Annotated in this window: 14 protein-coding genes; 5 read left to right on the forward strand and 9 right to left on the reverse strand. The window is 62.0% G+C overall.

Features of this window, described 5'->3' with window-relative positions:
• Positions 1–70 precede the first annotated feature (70 nt).
• The gene (locus tag NKH63_RS09665; RefSeq protein ID WP_352481280.1) at positions 71–2,143 is read left to right on the forward strand and encodes a putative bifunctional diguanylate cyclase/phosphodiesterase; all 2,073 of its coding nucleotides are present in this window, start codon (positions 71–73) and stop codon (positions 2,141–2,143) included.
• Between the two features lie 5 nt (positions 2,144–2,148).
• Here the strand turns inward: NKH63_RS09665 and NKH63_RS09670 are convergent, their stop codons facing one another.
• Both NKH63_RS09670 and NKH63_RS09675 read right to left on the reverse strand, forming a co-directional pair.
• Positions 2,149–2,391, reverse strand: a complete 243-nt coding sequence (locus tag NKH63_RS09670; protein WP_023717185.1) for a type II toxin-antitoxin system Phd/YefM family antitoxin — start codon at positions 2,389–2,391, stop codon at positions 2,149–2,151.
• A gap of 20 nt (positions 2,392–2,411) precedes the next feature.
• Positions 2,412–2,840, reverse strand: coding sequence for a MarR family winged helix-turn-helix transcriptional regulator (locus NKH63_RS09675; RefSeq protein ID WP_023717184.1), 429 nt, complete (start codon positions 2,838–2,840; stop codon positions 2,412–2,414).
• Between the two features lie 117 nt (positions 2,841–2,957).
• Here NKH63_RS09675 and NKH63_RS09680 point away from each other — a divergent pair, with 117 nt between their 5' ends.
• Positions 2,958–3,365 (forward strand): hypothetical protein, encoded by a 408-nt coding sequence (locus tag NKH63_RS09680; protein ID WP_023717183.1) that lies wholly within the window; start codon positions 2,958–2,960, stop codon positions 3,363–3,365.
• A 141-nt stretch (positions 3,366–3,506) separates the two neighbouring features.
• Here NKH63_RS09680 and NKH63_RS09685 read toward each other — a convergent pair whose 3' ends face one another.
• Complete coding sequence (locus NKH63_RS09685; protein WP_352481281.1) at positions 3,507–5,552, reverse strand: oxidoreductase; 2,046 nt, start codon at positions 5,550–5,552, stop codon at positions 3,507–3,509.
• A 114-nt stretch (positions 5,553–5,666) separates the two neighbouring features.
• On the opposite strand from NKH63_RS09685, the gene queF reads away from it, so the two are divergent.
• Positions 5,667–6,128 (forward strand): preQ(1) synthase, encoded by a 462-nt coding sequence (queF, locus tag NKH63_RS09690; protein WP_023717181.1) that lies wholly within the window; start codon positions 5,667–5,669, stop codon positions 6,126–6,128.
• A 29-nt stretch (positions 6,129–6,157) separates the two neighbouring features.
• Here the strand turns inward: queF and NKH63_RS09695 are convergent, their stop codons facing one another.
• From NKH63_RS09695 to NKH63_RS09715, 5 genes are all read right to left on the reverse strand, one after another.
• Complete coding sequence (locus NKH63_RS09695) at positions 6,158–7,342, reverse strand: mandelate racemase/muconate lactonizing enzyme family protein (RefSeq protein WP_023717180.1); 1,185 nt, start codon at positions 7,340–7,342, stop codon at positions 6,158–6,160.
• An 11-nt stretch (positions 7,343–7,353) separates the two neighbouring features.
• Positions 7,354–7,908: a hypothetical protein gene (locus NKH63_RS09700; RefSeq protein ID WP_051409602.1), complete on the reverse strand. Its 555-nt coding sequence runs from the start codon at positions 7,906–7,908 to the stop codon at positions 7,354–7,356.
• 4 nt (positions 7,909–7,912) lie between these two features.
• Positions 7,913–8,392 (reverse strand): DUF3828 domain-containing protein, encoded by a 480-nt coding sequence (locus NKH63_RS09705; protein ID WP_023717178.1) that lies wholly within the window; start codon positions 8,390–8,392, stop codon positions 7,913–7,915.
• Positions 8,393–8,497: 105 nt separating this feature from the next.
• Positions 8,498–10,147, reverse strand: coding sequence for an ABC transporter substrate-binding protein (locus NKH63_RS09710; RefSeq protein ID WP_352481282.1), 1,650 nt, complete (start codon positions 10,145–10,147; stop codon positions 8,498–8,500).
• A 41-nt stretch (positions 10,148–10,188) separates the two neighbouring features.
• Entirely contained in the window at positions 10,189–11,739 is a 1,551-nt protein-coding gene (locus tag NKH63_RS09715; protein ID WP_023717176.1) for a trimethylamine methyltransferase family protein, read from the reverse strand.
• Between the two features lie 91 nt (positions 11,740–11,830).
• Here NKH63_RS09715 and NKH63_RS09720 point away from each other — a divergent pair, with 91 nt between their 5' ends.
• Complete coding sequence (locus NKH63_RS09720) at positions 11,831–12,733, forward strand: LysR substrate-binding domain-containing protein (RefSeq protein ID WP_023717175.1); 903 nt, start codon at positions 11,831–11,833, stop codon at positions 12,731–12,733.
• 20 nt (positions 12,734–12,753) lie between these two features.
• On the opposite strand, the gene NKH63_RS09725 is transcribed toward NKH63_RS09720, so the two are convergent.
• Positions 12,754–13,743: a zinc-dependent alcohol dehydrogenase family protein gene (locus NKH63_RS09725; RefSeq protein WP_352481283.1), complete on the reverse strand. Its 990-nt coding sequence runs from the start codon at positions 13,741–13,743 to the stop codon at positions 12,754–12,756.
• Positions 13,744–13,846: 103 nt separating this feature from the next.
• On the opposite strand from NKH63_RS09725, the gene NKH63_RS09730 reads away from it, so the two are divergent.
• Positions 13,847–14,749, forward strand: a complete 903-nt coding sequence (locus NKH63_RS09730; RefSeq protein WP_352481317.1) for a LysR family transcriptional regulator — start codon at positions 13,847–13,849, stop codon at positions 14,747–14,749.
• Positions 14,750–15,328: the final 579 nt, after the last annotated feature.

Consider the following 15,328-nt stretch of genomic DNA (forward strand, 5'->3'; position numbering starts at 1 on the left):
AAACCTGTTAACACTTTGAAGCCAAGGGTTGTCGCACAAGAATTCGTTGGCGAGAGGGCCGACTCGGAAAATGTCGCAGCAGCCGGTGCACGCCGTTTCGGGCAGGCTTATACTCCTGATCAAGTCCGGCTACTGGCTGGCTCTGCTGATCATAGCCGCCATGGTAGTGGCGTCCTTCATCCTGCTGCAACAGGTGATGGCGACCCAACGGCACAATCAGGCGCTGCTCGATATCGTCAGCACACAAAAAGCCCTGTCGCAGCGCATCGTCTTCCTTGCCGGCGCAACAGGCAGCGCCTCGCGCGATCAACAGCACGCCCTGGTTAGCGCGCTCAAGCAAGCGACAGTGGAGTTCGAGAAGAACTACGATCTGCTGCTCGAGCGGACCGCCGCCGATCCGGTGTCGCCGGCAAGATTCGATCCGAAATCGATCGAGAGCGTGCTTTTCGCCAAGCCGTACCATCTCGACTATTTCTCGGTTGGGCTGATCGCCAATGGCGAGCGCCTGATCTCTTCATTCGAATCGCGGCTCAACACGACAGGCAGCGGCGGCTACAAGGGCGGAGAGGAGCGCGTTAATCTGGACGCTTCCGTTGCCAACGCAACTTTGTCGGGCTACGCAGCACTCGGCCAGCGCATCAGCGCCTACGCGGACCAGCGCTCCGAAAGGCTCCTCGATCTTCACCGCACATTGTTCTACTCGACCATCGGCGTCATGCTGCTGGTGGCACTTTTCATTTTTCGGCCGATGTCGAATGCCATCTTGGGCCGGACGCGCGAGCTGGTCGATGCACGCAATTCCATGGCCTTCATTGCCGTGCATGATGGGCTGACCGGCCTGCACAACCGTACCTTCCTGACCGACCATTTCGATACGTTCATCAGTGGTGCGCAGCGAAGGCGTGAGCGGGTCGCCGTAGTGCAGTTCGACCTCGACCGGTTCAAGCAGATCAACGACACGCTCGGCCATGCCGCCGGCGATTATGTGCTGGTGGTGGCCGCGCAGCGCATGCGCGATTCCTGCCGGACGTCGGATCTCAACGTGCGTCTCGGCGGCGACGAATTCGTTGTCGTCCTCAACGACGCCGGCAGCACCGCGGACATCGATATCGTCGCCAGACGCATGCTGGCCAAACTCAATGAGCCGGTCATCTTCCAAGGCACGACGATCCATCCAGGCGTAAGTGCCGGGATTGCGGTCTACCCCGTCGACGCCGACAATGCGCAGGACCTGCTCGTCCATGCCGATCTGGCACTCTATTCAGCCAAGAGGCAGGGCGGCGGCAGTTTGTCGTTCTTCTCCGATGAGCTGAGGCGCGAACTTGATAATCGCAAGCAGCTCGAACTCGACATCAGGATCGCCATCTCTGAGAAGGCGTTCGAAGTCTATTTCCAGCCGCAGGTGTCGCTGTCGGATGGCGCTATCAGTGGCATCGAGGCTTTGGTTCGCTGGAGGCATGCCGAGCGCGGCATGATCGCGCCGGGCGAGTTCATTCCGATCGCAGAAAAATGTGGCTTGATGCCCGAGATCGGCCGCATCGTTATTGCCAAGGCGATCGACGAAGCAGCCGAATGGAACTGCGCAGGCATCGCCTTCGGACGGATCGCCGTCAATGTATCCGGTTCGGAGCTGCGCGAGACAGATTTCGAAGTCTTCCTGTTCGGGGCGCTGGAGAGGGCTGGCCTGCCCGCGCACAAACTATCGCTGGAGATCGTCGAATCCGTTATTCTCGATGACGAGAAGACCGGTATCGCGGCAAAGCTGCGGCACATCCGCGCCGCCGGCATCCATCTTGAGCTCGATGATTTCGGCACCGGCTACGCATCGCTCAGCCATGTCAATCCAAACGAGATCGACCGGCTGAAGATCGATCGCCGTTTCGTCCAGAACATCAACGAGAACAGCGGCAACACCAAGATCGTGCGTGCCCTCACCGAGCTCGCCCGCGGTCTCGGCATCTCGATCGTCGCCGAGGGCGCCGAAACCGAAGCCGAGCTCGACTCGCTGATGGCGATCGGCTGCGACCAGGTGCAAGGCTATTCCATCGCTTTCCCGATGCCACCGGACAGGGTGCGCGAATGGCTGGTGGCCCGGGCGCCCAAGAAGGCCAGGCTGACGGTGCTGCAGGGCAGCCGGGCGTAGATCCGTCATGGTTCGGGCTTGCGAACCGACCTGATGAGCCGAGGCGGAAGGTCATCCTCATCACCGGGAAATGCTGCCAGCAATTGTCCAATGTTGGGCACACGCGCCAGTTTTTCGTAGTCCTGAAATGACAAAATGACCGCCTGCTTGCGGCCGCGCCGCGTGATGGCCGCCGGTTCTCCCGCGACGACCTGATCGAGCAGCGCCGAGAGTGTAGTCCTGGCATCCTTCAGCGAAATTTCGCGCATAGCGTTTTCCTAGCCTAATTCTAACCTTCGACATTGGCCCGCAGCGCGGCCAGCACCTGTGCAAACTCCGCCAACCTGTCGTCGGATAATCCCTTCCGCAGCCGCTTGTCGAAGGCTAACGCGGCGGTGCGCAATTTCAGGAACAGCGCTTCTCCGGCTTGGGTCAGCTCCACCTGGTGAACCCGGCGATTTTCGGGATCGCGGCGCCGTATCAGCAGGCCTTGCGTCTCCATGGCGTTGAGATGATGGGTCAGTGTTGCGCCCCGAATACCGATCATGCCGGCGAGCTCGCGTTGGTTGGCCAGCTCCCGCGACTTGACCGACAGCAAAGTCACCCAGACCGGCAGCGTGCCCCCCGCCTCGACCAGGGCAGCGTCGAAAGCCTGCGCGACCAGCTTGGCGGTGCGGGCGAGATTCATCCCGATCGGCGGGCGGTCAAAGGGCGTCATGATCCGACACTAGAACAAGGGCAAAGCCTATGGAACCGGCTCGAGCTTATGCGTTGACATCTAATCATTTGATATCTATCCATATGGTTAGCGGTGGGCAAGAGAGGAAATGCGGTCATGCAATATGTCTACATCATCGTCCTCGGCCTTCACGTCATGGCGGGTGTGTTCTGGGCCGGCACCACCATCGCGGTTGCCCGCGAACCGGAGATCCGGGCGGAACGTTTCTTCCGGCCGCAAATGGGCGCGGCCGGCGTGGTTTTCCTCACGGGTTTGCTGCTCTGGTATTTCTTCCACAACGGCTCCTTCGGCTCGATGGAGAAGGTCCTGGCGCTGGGCATCTTGACTGCCTTGATTGCCGCCGGGGTCCAGGGCGCACTGGTGGGTTCCGCCAGCAGGCAGTTGGCCGGCGCTGATGCGGCGACGCAAACCCAGTTGCGCGCGAAGATGACAAAAGGCGAACGCATCGCCGGCGGGCTGCTGGTCATCACCGTGTTCTGCATGGCTACCGCCAGGATGTTTTGAGCGGCCTGCCGCAATCGCAAGATCGTACGGTGTCCGGCCGCAAGCCGGCGGCGTGCGCGGCGCGCAGAACGAGCCGAAGTACCGTGGTGGCTCTCCGTACGGAGGTTCGGCTGCGCGCCACCAATCAATCCAAAATATTCCTCAGATTCGCAAGCCGAACCTGATGCCGTCATAGATGGCGGCGTGGATGTTGCGCGAGGCTACTGCATCGCCGATGCGGAAGAGCACGAAACCGGCGTGAGGATTGCGCACGGGAAAGATGTCGCCGCCATTGACCAGCTTTTCGTAGTCGATCGCGCCGGCGTTCTTCGACAGCGGCTTCAGCGCCAGATAGAGATCGTCGAGCGGCAGCGTGCCGTGCTCGACCACCACCTGGTCGACGCGGCGCTCTCCGCGCCAGCCATCAGCGAAGTCGGAGGCGAGCTCGGCGATCAGCTGGTTGCCCTCGCGCCGCACCGAACGCAGCCGTGTGTTGATGGTCACCGTGACACCCTTTTCCTGGAAGGCGCGCATGTAAGGCACATGGTTCATGCCGCCCATTTCCGGCGCGAAGAAGCGCTCTGGTGAAACCAGCTCCAGCCTGGCGCCGCTGTTGGCGATCAGTTCGGCAGCACCCATGCCCTGATGGCCGCCATTGTCGTCATAGAGCAGCACGTTCTCGGCCGGCTTGACGCTGCCGGCCATGATGTCCCAGCTCGAGGTGACGAGATCGTCGCCCGCAGTCAGAGGCGGGTTCTGCGGCAGGCCGCCGGTGGCGATCACCACCACGTCCGGCGACAGCGCCAGCACGTCGTCCTTCTCCGCCCAGGTGTCGTAGCGGATCTCGACGCCGAGCCGGTCCAGCTCGGCCAACCGCCAGTCGATGATGCCGATCAATTCCTTGCGGCGCGGGTTCTGCGTTGCCAGCCGCACTTGGCCGCCGGCCTGGCTCGATGCTTCCAGCACCGTTACCTGGTGCCCGCGCTCGGCGGCGACCCGCGCTGCCTCCAGCCCGCCGGCGCCGGCGCCGACCACGACCACCTTTCGCTTCGGTCCCTCGGTTTTCGGGATGATATGCGGGATATCAGCCTCGCGGCCCGTTGCCGCATTGTGGATGCACAGCGCCTCACCGCCCTCATAGATGCGGTCGAGGCAGTAGGTTGCACCGACGCAAGGACGTATCTCGTGCTCGCGGCCCTCCATCACTTTTTTGACGATGTGCGGGTCGGCGATATGGGCGCGCGTCATGCCGACCATGTCGAGCTTGCCGGTGGCGATGGCGTAACGCGCGGTGGCGACGTCGGAAATCCGCGCAGCATGGAAGGTCGGGAATTTCGTCGCCGCCCTCACCTCGCCGGCGAAGTCGAGATGCGGCGACGACCGCATGCCGGTCACCGGAATGACTTTTGTCAGCGCGGCATCAGTCTCGATCGAGCCACGGATGATGTTGAGGAAATCGACCTTGCCGGAGCCGGCCAGCCGCCTGGCGATTTCGACGCCTTCCTGTTTCGACAGGCCTTTCTCGAAATCCTCGTCGGCGACCATGCGGATGCCGACGACGAACTTTTCGCCGACCGCGGCACGCACCGCATCGAGCACCATTCCGGTGAAGCGCAGCCGGTTGTCGAGCGAGCCGCCGAAATCGTCGTCGCGCTGGTTGGTGGCCGGCGACCAGAAGCCGTCCATCAGGTGGCCGTAGGCCTCGAATTCGATGCCGTCGAGGCCGGCAGCCTGGCAGCGCTGGGCGGCCGCCGCGTAGTCGGCGACGATGCGCTCGATATCCCAGTCCTCGATAATCTTGGGAAAGGCGCGATGCGCCGGTTCGCGCACCGGCGAAGCCGACAGCACCGGCAGCCAGTCGGCCTTGTTCCAGCCGGTGCGGCGGCCGAGATGGGTGATCTGGATCATCACCTTGCAGTCATGCTCGTGGCAGGCATCGGTAAGCTCGGCGAGCCACGGCACGATGCGGTCGTCATAGACATGCAGATTGCCGAAGGCGGCCGGGCTGTCGCGCGAGACGATCGCCGAGCCGGCGGTCATGGTCAGCGCCATGCCGCCCTTAGCCTTTTCGGCATGGTAGAGCCGGTACCGCTCCTTTGGCATGCCGTCCTCAGAATAGGCCGGCTCATGGCTGGTCGACATCACCCGGTTCTTCAGCGTCAGATGCTTGAGCTGATAGGGCTGGAGGAGCGGGTCGTTGCTAGTCATCGTCTTCCTGCTGTTTCAAATTGTGCTAATGAGCGGCAAATTTTTGTTTTTACGCATGTCGCTATCCCAAAATCGCTGCGCAGTTTTGGGCGACATGCAGCAAGGAACCTGCTCATGACCGATACGAAAAACCTCACCCAGCTCGGCACCAACGTCGAGGCGCCACAGAGCCCTGAAGCGGCAGTCCTGGAAACCGTGCCATTTTCGCGCGGCGACGGCCCGCCGGCCATCGTTCGCTTCACCTGCCCGGAATTCACTTCGCTCTGCCCGGTCACCGGCCAGCCGGACTTCGCCCATATCGTCGTCGACTACGCACCCGATGCGCTGCTGGTGGAATCGAAGTCGCTCAAGCTGTTCATGACCTCGTTTCGCAACCATGGCGCGTTCCACGAAGAATGCACCGTCATGATCGGCCGCCGCATCATCGCCGCGACCAAGCCATTGTGGTTGCGCATCGGCGGCTACTGGTATCCGCGCGGCGGCATTCCGATCGACGTGTTCTGGCAGACGGGCGCCCCGCCGGAAGGTGTGTGGCTGCCCGACACCGGCGTCGCCCCCTATCGCGGGCGCGGGTGAGCCTGAGTTTCTGAGGAAAATACGTTGCATCAGTTGAGCGGGAGCCGCCGGTAGCGGCCGGGATTGTTCGGGTCGCTGAAATGGCCCATCGGCCCGTGTTCGGCGAAGTGGCCCGCCCAGCGTTTCATCGCAGCCGGATCGAGTTCGACGCCCAGCCCGTCACCCTCCGGCACGCGCACCGTATTGCCCGTCTGGCGGAAAGGACCGTCCTTGATGACATCGCCGATCTGCCAGCGAAACAGCGACTGCGATGCTTCGGTGATCCACGGTGTCGCCGCCACGACGTGCAGATAAGCCGATGTCATGATGCCGAGATCGTTCGAATAGCACCAGAACCCCTTGCCCATCGCCTCACAGGCGGCGATGAATTTCAGAGTTTTCGACAATCCGCCGAGTGCTGCGAAATTGCAGACGAAGTAATCCGGCGCACCGAGCGCGACTGCCCGTCTGAGATCCGGGATGTGCGTGGAGAACGGAATGCGCGAATGCTGGCGCAGCGCTGCCATCTCCTCGAAGGTCGCGACCGGATCCTCGTAATTGCGGATGTTGAACGGCTCGATCTCGCGCAGTACCCAGCGCGCTGTGGTCAGCGACCACTGCATGTTGGAATCGAGTTTGATCTGCGCCTTATCGCCAAGCGCCTCGCGCAGCATGCGCACTGTCCTGATCTCGAGCTCGGGATCGCCCATGATCAGCTTGCCCTCGAAGATCGTCGAGCCGTGCTGTTCTCGCATGCCGAGACAATAGTCGACGATCGCTTCGGCGGTCATCTCGCCGCCGGCTCCGCCTTGAGCGGGGCGAAAGGCGAAATATTCCGAAAACGGAATGTCCTTGCGCACCGCGCCGCCGAGCAGCTTATAGAGCGGCATGCCGAAGACCTTGCCTCTTATATCCCAGAGCGCCAGTTCGATGGCGCCGAACGCCACCGTGGCTGCGTTCTCGCCGGTGTTGGCGGTGATCTGCCAGGGCGGCACACAGCGCGCCTCGCAGTCGGCGATGTCGAGCGGATCGGCGCCAATCAGCGCCGGCGCGATCTCGGCCTTGATCACCTCGCCGAAATGCCACCATGGCGCCTCGCCCAGTCCGACCACGCCTTCGTCCGTCTCGACCTCGATGATCGATTTCGAGGCGCCGCCGTAGAGACCAGCCGTCCACCAGAACGGAGCATCGAGCGGGACGTTGACGTGGGTGACGCGGATGTTGCTGATCTTCATCGGTTCCGTTCTCACTCACACTGGTATTGGCTGAGCGCCCATTCGCCTGTCACCGAGAGCAGGTCCGATATCTTCCAGTCGCCGTCGACCTTTTTGAGCTTCCATTCCAGCCGGTGCGGATTGCCGGAGGCGACGAAAGCGACAACGACCTTGGCCTGGTCGCCCTTGACCGCTTCGATGGTCTTCAGGCTCTTGTCGATCTCCGCCTCGTCGTATTCGGCATTGTCGAGCGCCATGTTGGGATCGAGGCACTCGCCCTGCCCCGACTTCCGCAGCGCGTCGCTCTTGTCCAGCACCGACTTTGCCGGATCGGTGAAATGGCCCCGCTGAGCCGGATCGACCTCGAGCCTGGCATGCTCGTAGAACGGCTTCACCACCGCCGTCGGCGAGCCCGGCTGCACGGGTGCGGCCGGTGCGTTTTCTGCCGGCGACTCTGCCGGCGGAGGTGCCGCGTTGTCGGCCGGCGCGTCTGCGGGCGGCGCGCCCAACAGGCCCTGAGCGGCGGCGCTGCTCAATCCGGCCAGCAGGCACGCAGTCGCCAGAACCCAGGGACGGCAGCGGAGCACGGCATCACTCCGGGGTCTGCCCGGCCAGACATTCGAGCGCACTCAGCGTCCAGCCGCTGGTCTTCGAGGTGATGTCGGCGACCTTCCACTGGCCATCGATCTTCCTGAGTGACCAGACCATTTCGCGTTTGGAATCATCGCCTTCCGGGAAAAGGCTGAACGTCGCCGTCACCTCGGCGCTGTCGCCATCCAGCGTTTCGGCCAGCGTCAGCGTCTTGGCCACGGTCTTCTCGTCATAGTCCTGCGCATCGAGACCAGGGGCGAAGTCGATGCAGGGAACTTCATCCGGATGGTTCTTTGCCGCGTTGTCGTTCAGTTCGAACAGTTTCGTCACCGGCGCGGTGAAGCGGTCGCGATATTGCGCATCGGCCTCGAATTTGACCGACGGGACATAGAAAAACTTCACGGCGTTGGCAGCAGGGCCGGCAAACGCGGCCGCCGGCAAGGCCATCGAAAGCGCGGCAACAAAAAGTGGCAGTTTCATGCGTGTCCCCGATTGTTCACTGACGGAAGCTATCAGTACCACGCATCTTGCCTGTCGGCTTTCTTGCGGTCCATGAAATCCTGCAACGCGTCCTCTGCTGGCAACTCAGGCGTTCAGCCAGACGTTCTGGAGATCCATCTCGAAGGTTTGGTGGACAGCGTAGTTCTTCACCTTCTCGTTCATGTGGCTGAACAGCTTCTGCCAAAACGGCTGAATGATGACGCCCGAATCCTGGAGGATCTGCTCGATGTCCTTCATGACCTCGCGGCGCTTTTCCACGTCGATGAGCGAGAGAGCCTGCTTGAGCTTGGCGTCGAAATCAGGATTCGAGTAGCCGGTTTCGTTCCAGGCCTCGCCGGTGCGATAGCCCAGCGCCAACACCTGGACGCCAAGCGGGCGCATGTACCAAATGGTCATGGAATAAGGATATTTGGTCCAGTCGTTCCAGAAAGTCGAACCCGGCAGCACGGTGCGCTTCACCTTGATCCCGGCGTCGCGCAACTGGCCGGCAATAGCGTCGCCGGTATTCTTTTGCCAATCGTCCTCGACGGTGATCAGTTCATGCTCGAAGTCGGCCTGCTTGGCCTCGGCCATCAGCTTCTTGGCGCCCGCGGCGTCACGTTTCTTCTTGGGCAGCGCGAAGTATTCCGGATGAATCGGGCTGACGTGATGGTTTTCACCAACAGTCCCTCGCCCGGCATAGCCAAGTTCGAGCACCGCCTGGTTGTCGACGGCCATTTGCAGGGCGTTGCGGACGCGCTTGTCGTCGTAGGGCTTGTGCGTGACGTTGGTCCGGGCAACGAGCGTGGTCGCTGTCGCGACCTCCGATTTTACCAGCCCCATCTTGTCGAGGATGTCTATGAAGTCGGCGGGCGTCTCGAAGTTGAGATCGATTTCGCCGGAGTCGAATGCATTTATCGACGCGTTGAAATCGGTTCCGTAGTCGATGAATTCGACGCCGTCGAGAAGCGCTTCACCGCCCCACCACTTGCCAGTCTCACGACGCTTGACGACCGCTTTCTGGCCGACCGCATAAGACACCAGTTCGAACGGCCCGGTGCCAATCGGCTTCTCGATCGGATTGGCACCGTCGGCGTCGAAGTTGCGATGGACCACCAGCGCCGGATAGTCGGTGAAGTTCGGGATCAGCGAGATGTCCGGCTCGTTCAGCTTCAGCTTGACCGTGTTGTCGTCGACCTTGGTGATCGCGCCATCCCTGGCCTTGCCGGTTTTTGCGTCGATCAGTGCACCGACGCGCGCGGCCATGGAATTGCCGGCTGCAGCCTTTTCGCACCAGCGCGTCAGATTGTAGGCCACATCATCGGCGCCGAAAGCATCACCATTGGTCCAGGTGATGCCCTTGCGCACATGCAGCACATATTCGGTGGCGTCGTCATTGACCTCCCAGCTTTCAAGCAGAACCGGCTCGAAAGTGAACTGGCGGGTGTAGCGGACAAGCGGCTCGAGCCAGCAGCGTGAAATGTTCGCAAGTTCCACCCAGTCGTAGGTGCGCGGGTCCTTTTGTGCCTTCACCGACATCGAAACATGCAGCGTGCCGCCTTTCTTCGGCTCTTCAGCCAAAGCCCGTTCTGGCACGGCAAGACCGATCATGCCGTAGGCAAGGGCCGTCGATGCGCCGAAAGCGCTTGCCAGAGCCAGAAACTCGCGCCGATCCACACGACCTGCACGCGCCTCGCTGGCCATCGCTTCGATGGCGCTCGGTACGCGATCACCATTGCTTCTGAAGAGTGTCATTTTTTCCTCCGTTATGGTTCCCATCGGGTCTTCGCCCGTTATCAACTAACGCTGTCCGGTAGTTTCTCCTCGCGCCGCGCAATCAAATCTTTGAGACCATCGGCGATGCCCTCATCGAGCTTCGGCTCCTCATAATCGGCGAGCATGTTGCGCGCTTTCTCGCGGCCGCGGGTGTCGTGGTCCTTTGCTCCTTCCGCCTTCCACTGTTCGAACGAATTGAAGTCCATGATGCTCGGTATGAAGAAGGCGGACTCGAAATGCTGGAGCGTGTGTTGGGTGCCGAGGAAATGGCCCTGCGGTCCGACCTCGCGGATAGCCGCCATAGCCTCCTTGAAATCGTCGAATGGCAGCCCGCCAGCATATTTGTACCAGCCGACAAGCTGCTCGCAGTCGGTGGCAAATTTCGAATAGCCGCAGGTCAGGCCGGCCTCGAGCCAACCGGCGGAGTGCCAGATGTAGTTGGCGCCGGCAAGGATGGCGGCATGCATCAGCATGTTCGCCTCGTAGCCCGCCTGGGCGTCGTTCAGCTTCGAACCGACATGGAAACCGGACGTGCGCCACGGCAGCCGATACTTCCGCGCCAGCGCGCCCATGAGATACATCATCTGGGCCGCCTCCGGCGTGCCGCCCATGGGAGCGCCGGTCTTCATGTCGACCGTCACCATGAACTGTCCGTAGATCTGCGGCGAACCCGGACGCAAGAGCTGTGTGAACGCGACGCCCGCCAGCGCTTCGGCATTGACCTGCGCGACCGCACCGACTGCAGAGGCCGAAGTCGAGGCGCCGCAAAGGGCGAAGGGCGCGAGGATCAGCGGCTGGTTGTGGCGCGCATAGACTTTCATCGCGTCCAGCATGGTGGCATCCCAGACCAGCGGCGAATTGCAGTTGGTGATCGCCACCAGGACCGGGTTGTCGCGGACATAGTCCTCGCCGAACACGATGCCTGCCATCGCCATCGTGTCTTCGGCTCGATCTTTGGAGGTCACGATGCCCATGAACGGCTTGTCGGAGTGCTTCAGCGCTGAATGGATGATGTGGAGGTGACGCTTCGGCACCGCGATTTCCATCGGCTCGCAGATGATCGAGCTCGACGAATGCAGCGCCGGCGCCATGTAGGCGAGCTTGTGGAAATTGTTGAGGTCGGCGAGTGTGCCGTAGCGCCTGTTGTTGTCGAGGTCGCGCACATAAGGCGCCCCGTACATCGGCACGAAGATGGAGTTGTTGCCACCCACACGTACGGAACGCTGGGGATTCCTCGCATTGAGCGTGAACTCCGACGGGACCTTCGAGACGAGGTCCATCAGCAGGGCGCGGTCGATCCGGACCCTTGTCTCGGAGACATCGGCGCCCGCCGCCTTCCACATTGCGATAGCCTCGTCGTCGCGGAACTCGCATCCCACCTCTTCGAGGATGCTGAGCGACTCCTGGTGGATGAGCTCCACCGCCTCGTCCGGGACCATCTGATACACCGGAATCTTGCGAACCAGGGTCGGAAATGACGCTACGGGAGCTCCCCGCAGCGCCTTGCGCCCCAGGCGGCCACCCGCGCGACGATTGGTATGTTCGCTCACTTCAACGGCCGGTGCGTTCATGGAGGCTCCATCTTCCTGTCTCGATCAATCTAGCCAGACAAAATGCAGCTGTGACGCTGGAAAATCCTGATCTCTTGTATAAGCTCAGCTTATGCGAAGCTTGCGCCATCTGCTGCCCTCGGCCGGCAGCCTGATCGTTTTCGAGGCCGCCGGCCGGCTGTCGAGCTTTACCGCCGCCGGGCGGGAGCTCGGCATGACGCAGGCTGCCGTCTCCTATGCGATCCGTGGGCTCGAGGAGCAGCTCGGCGCCAAACTCTTCCAGCGCCGCCACCGGCAAGTCAGCCTTACCGAGGCCGGCGATCGCTTTCACGCCGACGTCTCGCTCGGCCTGTCGCACATCCGCAAGTCGGCGGAAGATCTGCGCCAGATCGCCGTCGGCGCTCACGTGACGCTCGCCGCCTCGACCGCATTCGCCTCGTTCTGGATGATGCCGCGCCTGCAGCAGTTTCGCGACGAACTGCCGGGCATCGACCTGCGCATCCAGACCGCGGACCGCGATCTCGACATCATCGCCGAAGACATTCCGCTCGGCGTCCGCGGCGGCGAGCCCAAGGAATGGCCGGATTATCATTCGCTGCCGCTGGCCGATGAAGTGATATTCCCCGTCGCCGGCGTTAGTTATGTGGCCCGGTTCGGGCTGCCGGCGAACGTGAAGGACCTTCCATCGCATCGTCTCATTCATCTCGAAGAGCCGTTTCGCGAGGCCGCCAGCTGGGACGAATGGTTCGCCTCGGCCGGTGTCGACATCGCCGATGCCGGGCGTGGCTTGCGCATCAACGACTATGCGCTGGTGATCCAGGCAGTCATGGAAGGGCAAGGCATCGCGCTCGGCTGGGGTCATCTCGCCGAGCGGCTGCTGGCATCAGGGCTGCTGGTGCGCGTCACCGGCCACACAATGACGACCGGCAAGGGCTTTCATGTCATCTGGTCGAGGAACCGCGAGCTCAGCGACAACGCCCGCAAGGTGCGGGACTGGCTGGCGGCGCAAGCGTGAGGCTATCCCACAATGCCCGGTCAAACCGTCACGACGATCTTGCCGAATTGTTCGTTCGACTCGAGATAACGATGCGCCTCGACGATCTGATCAAACGGAAAGGTTCTAGCGATTGCGGGCTTCAGCGAACCCGATTTCAGTCCATCAAGGATGAATGTCTTGGCGGCCTGTAGCCGGGCCGGATCGCGCACGATCTCGTGGACGAGATAGCCGCGCAGCGTCAGCGTCTTGCCTAGCACTGCAGGTAACGGAAAAGGTGTCGGGTCGGGGCTCAAGCCGCCATATTCGATGAGAATGCCACCCAGTGCCATCGCTGCCGTCAGAGGCTCGAAGATCGGCCCGCCGACCGCGTCGAACACCACGCGCACGCCGTCCGGGCCGGCGATTTCCTTCAACCTAGCTTCCAGATCCACCTCTGCCGAGGCGATGACGTGGGCCGCGCCGAACTCAAGCAGAGTCCGCTTCTTGGCGGACGTCCGTGTGACGGCGATCGGGGTCGCGCCAACCAGGTTGGCAATCTGGATCGCCGCCAGTCCGACGCTGCTCGATGCCGCAGTGATGACGACAAAGTCCTTCCTGCCGAGTTTGGCAATGTCGATCAGCGCACCGTAGGCGGTGAGATATTGCATCCACGCAGCGGCGGCCTCTTCCCAGCTCAGCGATGGTGGATGCTTGACGACGAGCTCGGCGGGATATGTGGCAATCTCACCATAGGCAGGCCAGCGGGCCATCGACACTGGCGGCACGATGCTGACGGCATCGCCCGGCGCAAACCCGTCCACGCCTTCGCCGACCGTTTCGACGAGGCCAGCGGCCTCAAGCCCAAGACCAGAAGGCAACGGCGCGGTTTGGATATATCTGCCTGAACGCAGCAACGCCTCGGCCCGGTTCAGACCCAACGCCTTGACACGGATCTGGATCTCGCCTCGTCCCGGCGCAGGCATGTCGACATTCTCGATGCGCAGAACCTCGGGACCACCCAGCTCATAAAAACGAACGACACGCGCCATCGGTCACAACTCCAAAATATTTGCACTGAATGTGCTATGCCAGCGGCAATCAGGCGGATAAATAGCCGCTTGAGTAGATCAGTGGAAACTGTGGGTTTTGAATATGGATCGCCTTACCAGCATGGCCGTGTTCGTCAAAGCCGTCGACCTGGGCTCGTTCGCGGCCGCGGCGGCGGCTCTTGATCTGTCCGGGCCGATGGTCGGCAAGCATGTCCGGTTTCTCGAGGAGCGCCTGGGCGTGCGCCTCATCAACCGGACCACGCGCCGCCAAAGCCTGACAGATTTCGGGCGCACCTATCATGAACGCTGCCGGCTGGTGCTTGCCGAAGCAGAGGCCGCGGATGCGCTCGCCGCCGACCAGCTTGCCGAACCGCGCGGAAAGCTGCGCGTCCTCATGCCGGTGCATTTCGGCCGGCGCTGCGTTGCCCCGATCCTGTTCGGGCTTGCGCAGCAATATCCGGCGCTGGAACTTGACCTGTCGTTCAGCGACGCCCTCGCCGACCTCGCCGAGGACGGCTGCGACCTTGCCATCCGAACGGGCGATCTGGAGGACCAGGCCGGGGTGATGGCGCGGCGCGTCGCGCGCCAGCACATGGTCGTCTGCGCGTCGCCATCCTATCTCGACAGGCACGGCCAGCCGCAGGCGATAGATGACCTCGGCAGCCATCACGCGATCATCTACCGCCGTTCCGGGCGTGCCGTTCAGCCGTGGCTGTTTCCACGCAATGGCCAGCCTGCGACGGAGGTCAGGCTCGCTGGCAGATTGCGGCTCGACGATCTCGATGCCATCGCCGATGCCGCGGCCGCCGGCATGGGGCTCGCCTGGCTGCCATACTGGCTGGTTCGCCAGCGCATTCAGGCGGGCGTACTTGTCCCGCTATTGCCGGAACAGCCGAGGTTTCTCTATGACGCCCATGCGCTGTGGCTGCAGACGCCACATCTGCCGATGAAAGTCCGCCTTGCCGTCGATGCACTGGCGGCAGCGCTGCCCAAGCTCATGAGTTGAAGGCACGGTCGCGGTCAGCTGCGTGGATTTCCTCGAGAACGACCCGACGATTGAACAATAATCTATATGGTAAGATTTCGAATATACAGGAGGTAAACCAGAACAACTGCTAGCGATATCGAAATAATCGTCCAAATAGTGAACAAAATTACTCTTGCAATACGACTCTTTCGACGCTGTATCCATCGAGCGAAGTTTACCATTAAGTAATCTAGGATGACGTCCAAATGTCGCCTCCAACGGCCATTCGCTTCAGATTTTGGCCTTCGCCCGACTAAATCCACTAAGTCAATTGGGGGCCAAGCCCATTCACTTCAACAATATTCCTATCTCTACATCGTGGCGGGACAGCACCCCCCTCTGGCCTGCCGGCCATCTCCCCCGCAAGGGGGGAGATTGGCGGTTCATGCGTCCCGCCAACCTTTGAGACATTGGAGACTGGCGGAGGCCGAGGCGACATCCGATCTCCCCCCTTGCGGGGGAGATGGCCGGCAGGCCAGAGGGGGGTGGGACGGAGCGCAACGGAGCAGTCTCCCTGCCTTGCAACAATCAACGCTATTCTCCCCCTCCCGCATCGAC

The organism is Mesorhizobium sp. M0960, from assembly GCF_040319055.1.
GTDB lineage: Bacteria > Pseudomonadota > Alphaproteobacteria > Rhizobiales > Rhizobiaceae > Mesorhizobium.